The 14,893-nt window shown below is 46.5% G+C and carries 8 protein-coding genes and 1 pseudogene; 2 read left to right on the top strand and 7 right to left on the bottom strand.

The window, feature by feature from the left end; translation table 11 throughout:
- Positions 1-21 precede the first annotated feature (21 nt).
- Positions 22-603 carry a TetR/AcrR family transcriptional regulator gene (locus KQI79_RS22455; RefSeq protein ID WP_216540550.1) on the bottom strand — a complete coding sequence of 194 codons (582 nt, stop codon included), beginning with the start codon at positions 601-603 and terminating at the stop codon, positions 22-24.
- Positions 604-1,183: 580 nt separating this feature from the next.
- A complete protein-coding gene (locus KQI79_RS22450) occupies positions 1,184-1,741 on the bottom strand; it encodes a methyl-accepting chemotaxis protein (RefSeq protein ID WP_367398228.1) in 558 nt (185 codons plus the stop codon).
- 371 nt (positions 1,742-2,112) lie between these two features.
- Here KQI79_RS22450 and KQI79_RS22445 point away from each other — a divergent pair, with 371 nt between their 5' ends.
- Positions 2,113-3,375: an IS4 family transposase gene (locus tag KQI79_RS22445; RefSeq protein WP_216540549.1), complete on the top strand. Its 1,263-nt coding sequence runs from the start codon at positions 2,113-2,115 to the stop codon at positions 3,373-3,375.
- 550 nt (positions 3,376-3,925) lie between these two features.
- Here the strand turns inward: KQI79_RS22445 and KQI79_RS28070 are convergent.
- Entirely contained in the window at positions 3,926-8,257 is a 4,332-nt protein-coding gene (locus KQI79_RS28070; protein WP_216540548.1) for a fibronectin type III domain-containing protein, read from the bottom strand.
- 468 nt (positions 8,258-8,725) lie between these two features.
- Between KQI79_RS28070 and KQI79_RS28370 the strand changes: the two genes are divergently transcribed.
- Entirely contained in the window at positions 8,726-11,263 is a 2,538-nt protein-coding gene (locus KQI79_RS28370; RefSeq protein ID WP_216540547.1) for a winged helix-turn-helix domain-containing protein, read from the top strand.
- A 330-nt stretch (positions 11,264-11,593) separates the two neighbouring features.
- Here KQI79_RS28370 and KQI79_RS22430 read toward each other — a convergent pair whose 3' ends face one another.
- The 4 genes and pseudogenes from KQI79_RS22430 to KQI79_RS22420 form a co-directional block, all read right to left on the bottom strand.
- Positions 11,594-12,376: a MalT transcriptional regulator family protein gene (locus KQI79_RS22430; RefSeq protein WP_253298340.1), complete on the bottom strand. Its 783-nt coding sequence runs from the start codon at positions 12,374-12,376 to the stop codon at positions 11,594-11,596.
- Positions 12,377-12,795: 419 nt separating this feature from the next.
- A pseudogene (locus KQI79_RS28065) lies at positions 12,796-12,978 on the bottom strand (transposase); the annotation flags it as partial.
- A gap of 108 nt (positions 12,979-13,086) precedes the next feature.
- Positions 13,087-13,548, bottom strand: a complete 462-nt coding sequence (locus KQI79_RS22425; RefSeq protein ID WP_216540546.1) for a hypothetical protein — start codon at positions 13,546-13,548, stop codon at positions 13,087-13,089.
- Between the two features lie 89 nt (positions 13,549-13,637).
- Positions 13,638-14,729: a C39 family peptidase gene (locus KQI79_RS22420; RefSeq protein ID WP_216540545.1), complete on the bottom strand. Its 1,092-nt coding sequence runs from the start codon at positions 14,727-14,729 to the stop codon at positions 13,638-13,640.
- Positions 14,730-14,893: the final 164 nt, after the last annotated feature.

Here is a 14,893-nt window from a genome sequence, read left to right as displayed (position 1 = left end):
TAAAATTGAAATGAGGTTCACTCACTCCTTAATCATTCCTTTTAATAATAGATCGACGACTTGGGTTGCTAAACGTTCCGCACTGCTTAAACCAGGCAATAAACGTGTTTCCGTTAGCTGTTCGATCATACTTACTAAACATTCAGCCACAAATTCCATATCCAAGTTGCTGCGAAAATAACCTGCCTGCTGTTCCTTGACCAAATTCTCCTGGACCATGCGAACCATTTCCGCTCGAACTTGCGCTCTATTCGGATCGACGAATAGTCCAATTCTTGTTAAATCGGGTTCTGCCGACAAAAACTCAAAAAACATTTCCAACTTTGTTTTGATGTGTTCGTAAACATTCTGCTTTTCCGTTGCGGAATCTAGTAAGCTGTTTTCAATTAACGTCCTCACCCGGTTATGAAAAGCTTGGACCAATTCTTCAAATATCGCTTCTTTACTAGGGTAATAAATATAAAATGCAGGTTGGGTTAACCCCGCAGCGGCCACAATATCGCTGATTTTGGCATTATAGCCTCTTTTAGCAAATTCAGAAGCAGCTATTGTAAGCAACCGAGTTTTGCTGGCTTTTCCTTTCTCCCTACTTGGTTTAGCCATCCAATCCTTCCTTTCCTGGATAAGTCACCATTACTACAGAGTAACGTTACTACAGAATAATATTACTATAAAGTAATATCATTGAAAAGCATCTTTTTATTGCTTCGTGATGAATCACAAACACCACGAGAAATCCGTTCGTCATCGTCTCATTATCCAGTGGAACCTAAATAAAATGGCGCGGAAAAGACAATCGTCAATTGGAGTATAGATTTCCCGTATATCGAAAAGTTCCCCTACAGTTGAGGAGTTCGCGACTCTTTCATCCATAAGGGAAAACATTTTTTATTTACGATGATTTTGCCCTTGTAGTTTCAAAGAAACTCTTTTTGAAGGTACCGAAGCTCACACCGTCATTTTCAATTTCTCTTTCCTCAACACGTTTGTTGAATAAATTATTGCCGATTCGAAGGTGAAAAGAAATTTATATCTCAACCGGTCATCCACCTTTGTGGCCGGCACAAGGAGAATTGTCAACGTAAATAGGCTGTAGTCGGCTTGACATGGAGCCTGCTGGCATGATTTCTTGTGATTGTGCCATGCCAGTAAATCACATGGCATGCCCGTTTACAGGAATATTTCAAGGCTCAACTTTGAACTTGTGAATAGAGTTATTCAATTCCTGGGCCATGCGGCTTAATGTTTGCACGGATACAGAAATCCCTTCTATCGAGGCCAACTGTTCTTTTGAAAGCGAATCCGCATTTTTACTCCTTTGATATGAAGCTTTGGCAATGTTGTTCAGTTCAACAATGGAAGCGCTAATTTGTTCCGAACCGGCTGGCATTTGTTCCGTCGCAGCCGAAACTTCCTCGGCTTGCACTGCAATCTTACCAGAATCCGCAACAATATCTTGGAAGACTTCCCCTGCCCATTGTATAATTTGGTTCCCTTCATTCGCCTCTTTTGTACCAATTTCGATAGAACGGATTACTTTGATAATATCATCCTGAACTTTTTCGATCATATCGGAGATCATGTCCGCCGACTGTTTGGATTGTTCCGCAAGTTTCCTGACTTCCCCTGCGACAACCGCGAATCCTTTTCCTTGTTCTCCGGCTCTCGAAGCTTCGATAGCGGCGTTTAAGGCCAACAATTCCGCCTGGCTGATAATTCCCGCAAGAACCTCGGGTTCGATCGTTCCCCGAGTTCTTTTACAAGGGCGGCTGATTCATGAACCGTTTTGCTAACCGTCACCATTTTCCGTATCGCTTCTTGAATCGATTCATTACCCGTGTTAGCCGCTTTTGCCGTTACATGGGAGAGTTCCGCCACGTCTCCCGAAATTTCAGCAATGCGCTGTACACCAATCGCCATTGGATCGCCTGGAATAACGGGGGTAGCCCCCAATGTCATTAAGTTAATAAGGCGTAGTGCCAAAATCGAGCACAAGAGCAGGTTATCGAAAAGATAGCCCGCTCTTTTTTTGCGCAAAAAAGTGAAAAAAGGACTTGACAAGCAGTTGGAAATGTGTGGCGAAGCCCCTTGAAAAACGAGGAGGTTACGCCAATGAATGAGTACGCGAATTCGCTAAAACAAACGCTGACATCTCTCATACGAGAAATGTCAGCCGCACCAGCATCTTATGTCAAAAACCCTGAAAAGGATTTTACCCGAAAGAAAAAGCTGCCCTTTGAAACGGTGATGCAACTCCTGATCTCTATGGGCGGCTACAGCATTTATAAGGAACTCTTAGAATCGCAGGGCTATGACGTAAACACAGCAACCACGTCTGCTTTCGTCCAGCAGAGGAATAAAATCCTGCCGTCTGCTGTGGAATTCTTATTTCACGAATTTACACAATCGTATACGGATATCAAGGATTACCGAGGGTATCGATTACTTGCCATTGACGGTTCGGATTTGCATATCGCCACTGAGTCTGCGGATACGGATACCTATTTTCAAAGTCAACCGAACACGAAAGGCTATAATCTTCTGCATTTGAACGCAGCCTATGACTTGTGCAACAGAATTTACGTTGACGCCATCGTTCAACCTCGAAGGCTGTGGAACGAGGGAAGGGCGCTGGCAGATATGGTTGACCGTTCCTCCATCACAGGTAAAACTATTGTGATCAGCGATCGAGGTTACGAAAGTTACAACAATTTCGCGCATATTGAACGCAAAGGATGGAATTACGTCATACGGGTAAAGGATTTGGATTCCAATGGTATTCTTTCGGGTTTGCGTTTGCCCTCTAGCGGAGCGTTCGATCTTGACTTTCATCTGACACTCACAAAAAAACAAACCAAAGAGGTCAAGGCGCATCCCGAGATGTACAAGTTCGTTCCTTCCAATTCTACCTTTGATTTTTTGGACTTGCATGAGAACTTGTTTTACCCGATTTCCTTTCGGGTTGTTCGTTTCGTCCTGCCGAGTGGCGATTATGAAAGCGTCATTACGAATCTTTCCGCCGCTGGTTTCCCGCCCGATGAAATCAAGTCCATTTATAACATGAGATGGGGTATTGAAACTTCTTTCAGAGCATTAAAATACACCGTCGGTCTGACGAATTTTCACGCAAAGAGACAAGAGTCCATCACCCAGGAGATTTTCGCAAGAATGATCATGTACAATTTCGCCGAAATGATTACCTCGCACGTAGTCATTTCTCAAATGGATAAACGGCACCAATACCAAGTCAATTTCACGGTCGCCGTTCACGTTTGTAGACATTTCCTGCCGATTCGACCCATTCGCCAAGGGCAAAAGAATACGCGCAAAATCCGCAATAAATCAGCTGTTAACTTCGTATACAGAGTAGCATAATTTCTTTCATATGAACATTTTTTAAGCGGGTATTCCATCCGTTTTGTTTGCTGTGCGCTTTTTTCCTTGATTGCAATAAAAAAAACAAACGACACAGGGCTTTTCCTATGCCGTTTGGATTCCATTTTTATGACTGATTTTGTCTGTGAGCTTAACTTAATGACATTGGGGTAGCCCCCTCATTTTTTCTTACTTAGTTTACTTTAGAATAACAGAGAAACCCTGATCCTTTAAAAAGAACAGGGTTTCTCGACAATCTGGAAATGAAACTTTTCATTTTGATACTCATAATCTATTGGTTCTCCCCCTTTGTTTTTTCTCTTTAGAATAATTATAATTAAAAGATGAAATTAAACAATGAACACGGGCACTGATCATATACAATAGATGTCAAGTTGACATTTATACAATACCGGTAATATAACCCCTGAATATCATTCGATCTAGTTTGACAAGGATATCGAATGTGCAATCAATTTTTTATTGTTTCCCTTGCAAAAAAATTACGCGAAGAATCCCTTTTTCAGGACGCTTCGCGTTGTTTAAAGATTTATTTTAGAATGTCTACCATCCGGAGCAAAATAGTAGCCGCTTCCGCTCTCGTCATCGTATCATTTGGCGCGAACTTGTTCTCTACGCGGCCGTTGACGATGCTAAGCCCATGAATCGCTTCTACAGAGCCTTTCGCCCACTGAGGAATCGCATGATCATCAACAAAACCTGTTGTGGTACTGGCCCCGAGCGGCAGTTTGATCGCTCGTGCGAGCATGACCGCCATTTCTGCGCGGGTAACCGACGCATTCGGACGGAAGCTGCCGTCTTCATATCCGTCGATAATTCCCGCCTGTACCGCTTGGGCAACCGCTTGCTTCGCCCATGCCACGATTTGATCGTTATCATTAAATGTAAGAGCAACGCCCTTCTCTTCCAACCGCAAGGCACCTGTCAACATCACAGCAAATTCCGCTCGAGTAATGGGATGGTTCGGTTGGAACGTTCCGTCAGGATAACCTCTGACGATTCCTTTGGCCGCGGCATGCTTAATGTGATTTTCTGCCCAGTGTCCGGCAATGTCGGTAAATTCAATAACTGGTTCGTATGGCTTAGGTGTTTCTCGGTAAATGGTCAGCGTGTATTTCTTCTTCGTGCCATTCTCCGCCTGTACCGTTAACACAAAAGTATTGTCGCCTTCTTTCAGATCGACTTTGATTCTGCCCGAAATGACTTTATCGTTTAGAATCACCTTAGCTGCGGAATGCACCTCTTTTACTACAATCTCGATCTGCACGGCTTCTGTACGGGCCGTATACTCGGTCGTTCCCGAAGCAAATAATGGGCTAAGCCTCAGCTTTTTGTCTTTTGCCCGTATTTGCAAGTCCGCAAGATCGGCATTGTTAGATAACTCGTAGCTGCCTCCGCCGCCACCCGAACCGCCTGATCCACCGCCTCCTCCAGATGAACGGGCTGTGGTCGCTTGCTTGCTAAGCGACGCACTCTCGTTACCCACAGCGTCATAAGCGGTAACTTTGAACACGTACGTCGTATTGGCCGTCAGTCTGTCAACAGTGGCTACGTATACGTTTCCGCTTACCGTCGTATGCTCTTTGTTATCGATGTAAATCCGGTAGCCTGTTACTCCTATGTTATCCGTCGCGCTCGGCCAAGTCAGTTTCACGCTCGTTTGTATCACATCCGAAACCGTCAGTTTACTGTCATCCGGCCATTGCGGCGCTTCGTTATCCGGGTCGGACGGCCGCGGCAATGTCTTGGCCGATGCGGTCAGTCCTGCGCTTTCATTCCCTGCTTCGTCGTAAACCTTAACTTTGAACGCATAGCTCATCCCTGCTGTCAGACCAGTGACGATGATTGTATTTTCGCTGCTGCCTGCCGTTTTGTGCCCGATATCATCCACGTAGATCCGGTAGCCCGCCACTCCCACGTTATCCGTCGCGCTTGGCCATGAAAGTTTCACGCTCGTCTGCGTGACATCCGAAACCGTCAGTTCACTGTCATCCGGCCATTGCGGCGCTTCGGTGTCCGGCTCCGTTGGCTGCGGCAGCGTCTTGGCCGATACCGTCAGTGCCTCGCTTTTATTCTCCGCCGCATCATAAGCCGTGACTTTGAACATGTAGGATGTATTAGCAGTCAAACCGTTGATCATGGTTCTATTTACATTACCGCCTACCGTTCCATGTTCGGTTCCGTTGACATAGATTCGGTAGCCCGTCACTCCTACGTTATCCGTCGCACTTGGCCATGTGAGTTTCACACTCGTTTGAGTGACATCCGAAACCGTCAGTTCACTGTCATCCGGCCATTGCGGCGCTTCGGTGTCCGGGTCGGACGACCGCGGCAATGTCTTGGCCGATGCGGTCAGTCCTGCGCTTACATTCCCTGCCTCGTCGTGAGCCGTAACTTTGAACATATAATTCGTTTCTGCCATCAGACCATTTACGGTGATTGTATTCTCGCTGCCGCCTGCCATTTTATACTCTACTTCATCCACGTAGATCCGGTAGCCGGTCACCCCCACATTATCCGTTGCGCTCGGCCATGAAAGTTTCACGCTCGTCTGTGTCACATCCGAAACCGTCAGTTCACTGTCATCCGGCCATTGCGGCGCTTCGGTGTCCGGCTCTGACGGTTCCGGCAATGTCTTGGCCGAAGTAGTCAATGCCGCACTTTCGTTCCCCGCCGCATCATAAGCTATCACTTTAAACATATAGGTCGTATCTGCTGCCAGACTGGTCACAGTGGTTCCATTGACGCCGCCTACCGTTTCGTGCTCGGTTCCGTTGACATAGATTCGGTAGCCGGTCACCCCCACATTATCCGTCGCACTTGGCCATGACAGTTTTACGCTCGTTTGCTTGATATCCGACACGGTCACCCCGCTGCCAATCGGCCATTTCGGGGCTTCGGTATCCGACCCAGGCTGCTGATCTGTCGGCGTTACTGGATTCGATTGTGCCGACGGAATCGAGTCTCCCACCCCATTTGTCGCCACTACCGTGAACGTATACGTCATTCCGTTCGTCAATCCTGTCATAATGATCGGGCTTGAATCACCGCTCTTTGTATCCGGGGTTGCGATTCCATTCACCCAGGCCGTGACCGTATACTGCAGGATATTGCTTCCTCCGTCATCACCCGGGGCTTCGAAGCTAACCTTCGCTTGACTGTCTCCCGCTTCCGCTAGGACATTGACAGGTTGCCCAGGTACGGTAGGAGTTGAAGATCCAACAGGTGTCGCGATCACCGCGTTTGAAAAGTCGCTTGCTCCATTTGGATTAAGAGCTTTCACCGCGAATGCATAGTTCGTGCCGTTCGCCAAATCGGTGACAGTGTATGTGGTCGCAGTTACATCCTGTTGTATGAGAATCCAGTCGTTTGCATTCGCTGGCGCTGATGCTCCCTCGTATTTATACACGTTGTAGCTTTGTGCATTTGCTACAGTGCTCCAGTTCAGGGTGACCTGTTTGTCCCCCGCAACACCTGTCACGTTTTCCGGCGCAGACGGTGCAGGTAGCTGAACCGTATACTGTTCCATTATTGCTTCGCTATCGATCATGCCGTCCTTTATGGCAATGGCCTTGATCGTCATCGCTGCGGTGACTTTGATCGGTTCCGTATATTTGGTGCTGCTGTTTGATGGGGTACTGCCATCCAGCGTATAATAGATCACTGCGCCATCCGTCGTTGTCGTCAATGTCACCAACGTACCCGGCTCCACTTCCCCGCCCGGCGGACTCGCCACCGGCGGGGCTGTACGCCCGGCGCCGTCAATGACCGTCACGTTGTGGCTGCCATTATTGGCGACATAGATTTTGTTTGTCACCGGATTCACCGCGATGGCCAAAGGATATGATCCTACCTCCACCGTTGTCGTCGTGTTGCTCGCGCCGTCAATGACCGTCACGTTGTTGCTGTTAAGATTGGCGACATAGATTTTGTTCGTCACCGGATTCACCACGACGGCCGAAGGAGCGGTTCCCGCCTCTACCGTTGTCGGTGTGTTGCTCGTGCCGTCAATAACCGTCACGTTGTTGCTGCCATTATTGGCGACATAGATTTTGTTCGTTACCGGATTCACCGCGATGGCTCGAGGAAGGATTCCCGCCTCTACCGTTGTCGTGGTATTGCTCGCGCCGTCAATGACCGTCACGTCGTTGCTGCCACTATTGGCGACATAGATTTTGTCCGTTACTGGATTCACCGCGATGGCCTGAGGAGAGGTACCCACCCCTACCGTCTTCCTTGTGTCGTTCGCGCCGTCAATGACCATCACGTTGTGGCTGTTAAGATTGGCGACATAGATTTTGTTCGTCACCGGATTCACCGCGATGCTCTGAGGACCGGAAAATCCGGTGAACCAATCCGTCGTGTCGTTCGCACCGTCAATGACCGTCACGGCGTTGCTGCTAGAATTGACGACATAGATTTTGTTCGTCACCGGATTCACTGCGATGGCTCGAGAAGAACTACGAACATCTACCACCTTCGTGGTGTCGTTCGTGCCGTCAATAACCGTCACGTTGTTGCTGTAAGAATTGGTGACATAGATTTTGTTCGTTACCGGATTCACCGCGATGTCCGAAGGAAAGGTACCCACTCCTACAGTCTTCGTTGTGCCGTTCGCGCCGTCAATGACCGTCACATTGTGGCTGCGAAAATTGACGACATAGATTTTGTTCGTCACCGGATTCACCGCGACGGCCTGAGGATTGGTTCCCGCCTCTATGGGATTCAAACTCGTATCTGCAAAAGACGATTGCTGCGCCGAAAAAAACGCTGAAATCAGCAGAACGAATACGAAAATCTTTTGAAGCACTTCAACAGACCTGCTTCTGCGTGACTTCTCCATTAATCTGCTCCGTTTCATTTTTGTTTCCCCCTGTTCCTTGTCGCGACTTTTCCCCATTCCAGCCATTCATCCTGGTAACGCTTACCGTCGCTTCTTTGTCTTCGGCTACCGTCACGGGATCGGTAGAGAGGACCGACCCGCCGACACATAGGCTGTGGCACGATGGCCATAGTCCGGCAAACCGCGCCAGATTCATCTATTCGCAGTTCTGCTTCCGAACAGGGAAAACGCTGCCGTAATGATTATGGCGCATAAAACTATTTTATTTTTAATATAAGTGCATATCTATTCCCCCTGGGGGCAATTCAAGGGGTATTTTCGGGAGTAATATTCCATTGATGCACCGTCAGTGTTTTACTATAATCAATTTATGGAAAACTTTGAAAATGAAAAAAGGACTCTACCATGTACCCACAATCTGAATCTCGACCGCTTTCTCATCTTCTGCAAACCAAATTGCATATCCCCGGCACCGGGTCAACGCTTGTGAAACGGCCTTCTTTACGACGTCTTCTCGATCAGGGACTTGGCACCAAGCTGACGTTGGTGACCGCACCGGCGGGCTTCGGCAAATCGACGCTGATCGCGAAGTGGATTCATCAGCAGCCATATTCATACGGATGGATTTCTCTCGACGAGCGCGACAATGATCTGGTCCGCTTCATAGAATATCTGATCGCCGCCTTACGTACGATACAGCCCGGTCTCTGTGATTCCGTTTTGCAGTACATTCAAGAAACGAGGGACTTCTCCGCTGAAACGGCCATGACCCTCTTGATGAACGAGATCCAGGAACTGAATCAGGAAATCATCATCATTCTTGACGACTATCATGCGATTTGCGAGCCGTCCATCCATCAGGGGCTGACTTTTTTACTCACGTATCTTCCTCGAAATATGCATATGGTCATAGCAAGCCGTTCCGAACCTCCGCTACCTTTGTCGGCAATGCTTGCCAGACGGCAGCTTGTCCGCATTACAGCGAACGATCTGCGTTTTACAGCTAACGAAATTCGCGAGCTGTTCGAGCTAACAGTTGAGAAACATTTGACGAAGGAAGAACTGGCCTGCCTGGAGCGTAGAACGGAAGGATGGATAGCGGGGTTGCAAATGATCCTTCTTTCGGGTGTGGAGTACGGTGTAAGCACGATGGAAACTGACCTCTTCATAGACTTATTCAAACAGCATCCGCCGGAAGAGGTGGAAGGAGATATTGCCGATTATTTGACGGAAGAAGTGTTGGCCCGACAGTCGCCTGACGTGCAGCAATTTTTAATCAAGACGGCTGTGCTTGAACGGATGAACGAGTCTTTATGCCGACACATCATCCAGAAGGAAAGCGGCCAGTCGTTGTATGAAGCGGTTCAAGCCGGATTGTTCCTGATCCCGCTGGACCGGGACCGCGTATGGTACAGATATCACCATATGTTTGGCCGTTTGCTATATAATCGCTTAACCCGTCAGTATGCCGAAATCGTTCCCGAACTGCACCGGCGTGCAAGTGAATGGTTCAGGATCAACGGCTATACTGTGGAGGCGGTCGAACATGCCGTAGCCGCGGCCGATTTCAATACGGCTTGCGAGCTAATTGTGCAAGAAGCTTCGGAATTGCTCCGTAATGAAATGCATATGCTGTTGCGCTGGTTCGAACAATTTCCCGAGAACTTGCTAACACATAACCCCGCACTCGCTGTTCTGTATGCCTGGACGCTGGCCACGTTCGATCGACTTGACGAAGCGGAGGACGTCCTTGTTCGAGCGGAACCGTATCTCAATTCGGGGCAAACTGAACTCCAATCACTTAACGGCGAAGATATACTCGGCTATTTCTCGGCTATGCGATGCTTGATTTGCTTGGGCCGGAACGAGACAGAGAAAGCGGTTGTTTACAACGAAGAAATCATGAAAAGGCTCGGAGGAGTCGGCAACATTTCCGCTGCGTATATCGTGGGCTATAACCATAACGGAGAATCGCTCCTAAGAGGAAGATTCGGATTTTTCGGGGGACTGAAACAAACGTTAGCGATCTATCCTCCCCTGATCGCAGGTTGGCAATCGGCACATGACCATTTTTACGGCTACTTGCATACGGCTATTGGAGAGTGTTACTACGAACGAGATGACTTGGCTCAAGCGGAGAAATACGTCAACATAGGAGCATCGATCGGTTTGAAATGCGAAAATGCCGGTATTTTCGTACCGGCCCTGCTCACAAAAGCCCGTATCTGCCTTGCCCGAGGTGAGCAAGAAGCGGCCCATGCCCTTGTACAAGAGGTTCGCAATCAGGCGTTGAGGATACATGCTCTTTCGTTTATGCCGGTTATCGACGCTTTTGAGGCCAGACTGTTCATTCGGGCGGGTCAACCCCAGCATGCCGCAAGATGGGCCGAAAACTGCCGTCTGCAAGCGGATGGATGGATCGATCCTTCCCGTGAGTTTGAGCAAATTACATGGCTGCGCTTACTCGTCGCTTTGGATGATGGAGAAACGGCATACCGTTATGCGGAGCGTTTGGCGCAAGTATACGAGCTGAAAAACCGTAAAGCGGCGGTAGTTGAGATCAGAATCGTTCAGGCTCTCCTTTTGGATAGGCAAAAAAATCTTTCCGCTGCGGTTAAAAAGCTTGATCAATCCTTGGTCCTAGCTTTCTCCGAAGGCTATATTCGTTTATTTGCAGATGAGGGAGCAAAACTTTATCGTCTCTTGACCTTATGGGGAAGGCAACGTTGCAGTGTGTCAAAAAGAGCGCAAGACCCTTTATTTCAAGATTACACCGATACGCTTTTTTCTGTGTTTCAAAATGAAGATAACTCTTTTCCGCAACATCTGCTTTCCAAGCTCACGAGACAGGAAATGAACGTTTTGAAGCTGTTGTCGCAAGGATTCGCAAACAGAGACATCGCCGAAACGCTAAGCACCTCTACGGAAACGGTGAAACGTCACTGCAAAAATATTTACAAGAAACTTGCCGTGTCAGGTCGCCATGAAGCTGTTTCCTTAATGAGCGATCACCTAATCGTATAATGCAATTTTATACGATTAGCCTTGAACCAATCTCGATTTAGGGTTTTCGACATACTCAATAAGGTCGGGAATGTAAATTTTTTTGTATAAATGGTTTTTTAACAGTTGGATCATTGGAACAGGCTTTACTTGGAGAGGCGGGCATGATAGGCTCGTTTGCCATGCGATACAGGCCTTATCAGCATCGCCCCATCGCAAGAAATCATGCCCACTCCATGTCAAACACTGGCCCGAAATATCCTCGGACTTCGAAACAACATCACTCGTTTGAATCGTTACTGCAGGCGCATCCTTTGTCAAGGCAAATGCGTTCATGGGCAACACGGCAAGCTATAAGACAGCCGTTATTAAAAACCGTTTCATTCTCATCACCTCATTTTTTCTTATCCCCGACTGCTGTCCTTCGGCCATTGCGGCGCTTATATTCATCGCCGTCAACATAGACCCGATCGCCACTGCCCATCCCTCCGTCTTTTTTTGTACGGCAGCCACGTCTTCGATGGATAATTCCATACCGCCGCAATTCGCAAAAAATTCAGTTGTTTCGTCTGGAGCAAAACGGAGATGGCTTGCATCCAACCGGTTCAGCCAATTTTCTGCTCGTAGTCTGGAAAGGGGAAGCGATGGAGCATTTCGGCCTGCAAGATAGAGATGGACATGTGACGGCAAGCGTTCCAGCAGATAATTGACGCCCTTCAAGATTGACGCTTCTTCGATATGGTGAAAGTCATCCCATACGAGCACCATCGTTTGCGATATACGATGAAGCCCGTTGACGAGCGCAGCAATCAGTGAGACTCCCGATGGATCTTCCGTGGCATGACGAAGCACGACCTGTTCGTCAAAAGACGGATAAGCTTGTTTTAACGCCGCAATGGTATGTACCCAGAAGCGCATGCGATCGTTATCCCCTTGATCAAGCGAGACCCAGGCAACGGGATTTTCCAGCGTCATCACCCACTCGCCGAGCAATGTGGTTTTGCCATACCCGGCTGGCGCTGTGATCAAGGTAAGCGTGAGATCCAACCCTTCATGCAAACGACGGGTGAGGCGGGAACGCGCAACAAGCACGCTTCGTGATCGGGGAATATGAAGTTTCGTGGCTATGATCACGGTTTGACCCCCTCCCTTTGACAATAATCATTAGCAATGAACATTTTCTCTACCATTTTACCAAAAATCTTTCATTCAGGTGGGCCTATCGGAGCATGTCTTTCTTATTTATTTGGCAATGGCCGTGTTTTCCAAGAGCATTTGTTCGTAGACTGTTGTTACGTGGTGAAAACATCACCAAAATCAAAGTATTGGAGGAATGACATGAATACGTATACCTATTACGCTATGCCAACTTACACCCCCAATCATGATGATTCGGCAGATGTATGAGTGGCATATGAAAATGCAACATTATCGCGGGCAGCAAAGGGCTTACCAGAACAAGCGAAGCATTTTTAGGCACTTATGGGCCAAAAAGCAACCGTATCCAATGACAATGTTGCCTACATGGAATAGTATCCCCTACACCAGAACTAGCGATTTCCATATCGGCACTTCAAAAATTTGTGACTTATCGAAGATCATTGTGAACTTTTTCCCTTTAAGTAACCATAAATTCCGAAACACTCCTGTTGGATGCTTACCAGCATCTGTATATGATCTACACAAGCTTCTGCCTCCACTATCTCTACTTCTTATCGTTCACATAATTCACGAATAGTCAGGCGGACAGTTCCCCTTGCAAACGATCTCTTATATCCTATCTTAGCAGTGACATCCTATAATAGTAATTGTCAGGTAAATTAATATCTTTTACTCGTTGGCTGTTATCCCTGTGAGTCTTCCACTCCCGGAAGAAGGCCTGGTATTTTATCCTTTCCCATTTTTATAATAAAGTCATTCAATTCCTTTACACTATCATCAATTGCTTCGTAGGTCTTCCCGTCAAACGTTAAACTGCTATCGAATCGATACGTTTTGTCCCCTTCTTTCAAATCTAAAAAATACAAGTATCCGACGCCTTTGCTATTTGTTTCTCGCAACCTAATACTCTTTATCCGTAAGATAATATCTTGAATTGTTTTGGAATCAGTAATTGACATCTTGTTACCATCAGCAAACTGTACATCGATCCCATCCACATGTAACAGATCACTTTTTATCACTTCGATTAAAGGCATAATATACTCCTCTCCCTCATCATTTTTTGCACTGTCACAAGCGGCAGTAATTGAAGTGAATAGTACAAACAATAGCATATAAATAGGCATAATTTTAATTTTAAACATTCCTTCTCCCCCCTAACCTTTAGACGGTACTTTTCACCAAATGGTTCCATATCAAAATAAAGGAAGTAGCCTTTCGGCTACTCCGCTTTTTATTTGGGTACGACCTTAACAGTTTCATTCCAAGAAAGCTGTGGCAAGTAAATGTAAACGTCTTTAGGAGTATTGTCCCATGTGTCATGTACAATCACCCATCTAAACCATTTAAGATTTTGCTCTGTATCTTGATATTCTTCGTAACCAACACCTGTCATATCATGATTACCATATGTTGCGTCATCTACAACATTGATAATATCCGGTCTATCATTATTCATTTCTGTTTTATGTGTACTAAAGCTTGCGCTTACCCTTGATACACTTACTTTATAGTTTTTATCACTCCAATAATTCACCATTCCTGTCACTCTATCATCCCAACCAGTCGTACCATCACGATTAGTATTCATAAAATCCGCCATTTCTTCGATTAATTCATTTGTCGTAGTACCGCGCTGAACCAAGTTAGGATACCCGTTATTGGCCCAATATTTTACAATGTTTGAGAAGGAAGTCGGGCTACAACCAAGGTGCCAGCTAAAATCTGGAACGCCAGAAATTATTTTTTTCGAATAACTAATAATTGTTTGAGGTTCTATAGATAACGGTGAAAATTCTAGATCTGAATGCTTACTTAGATCCATATTTTCATTGAAAGATTTACCTTGCAACGTTCCTTTGCTTTTGAAATCGCTGCTCGTTACTATTTTACCTTGTCGAATGTCAATATATTCCGACGTATTTTGCTTAATATAATACATGGTTGCGCCAACGTAAATTGGTTGACCTTCGTTTGAAAACTTAAAATACGGATGGCTCCCTTCTCTTGCTGATTCTAAAACAACAGGATCATTTTCCGCACTAACGATCAAGTAGCCGCTATCTGTACCTCCAACTGTAACCGAGAATAAGTAAGCAGTAACGTTACCGTCAAAATCAAAAAGGGGAAATTCAAAGTTCACCTTGGAATCATGCCAATCATCCGTGTTGGCTTCTACAATACCAACGTAGTGGGCAGCCACATACCTGGCTTTATCGTATTGACTTGCTTGAGTTTCTGAGTCCGATTTTCCATTTGCAAAAACTGATGCCGGCATAAGAGCAAGAATCACCGCTAAAAGCAATGACAAGCAAATTCTTCTCATAATAACGTTCCTCCTTGTAATTTTTTACATAGTGGCAATTGTAAATGTTAATGCTAACGCATAATGCCCTGAGATTGACGGTGTAAGTTGTCCTGCTATTGACGGTCAATCTGACCAGTTTCGGATATACGAGAGGGAGAATTATGATAATTCTCCCTGAATCA

It is taken from the genome of Paenibacillus sp. MSJ-34, assembly GCF_018918005.1.
Classification (GTDB): Bacteria; Bacillota; Bacilli; order Paenibacillales; family Paenibacillaceae; genus MSJ-34.
This window is presented reverse-complemented; position numbering and strand designations above follow the sequence as displayed.

Bases quoted from the DNA above. Each gene is read 5' to 3' on its own strand.
- KQI79_RS22455 (WP_216540550.1), bottom strand. From the start codon at position 603: ATGGCTAAACCAAGTAGGGAGAAAGGAAAAGCCAGCAAAACTCGGTTG.
- KQI79_RS22445 (WP_216540549.1), top strand. From the start codon at position 2,113: ATGAATGAGTACGCGAATTCGCTAAAACAAACGCTGACATCTCTCATA.
- KQI79_RS28070 (WP_216540548.1), bottom strand. From the start codon at position 8,257: ATGAAACGGAGCAGATTAATGGAGAAGTCACGCAGAAGCAGGTCTGTT.
- KQI79_RS22425 (WP_216540546.1), bottom strand. From the start codon at position 13,548: ATGTTTAAAATTAAAATTATGCCTATTTATATGCTATTGTTTGTACTA.
- KQI79_RS22420 (WP_216540545.1), bottom strand. From the start codon at position 14,729: ATGAGAAGAATTTGCTTGTCATTGCTTTTAGCGGTGATTCTTGCTCTT.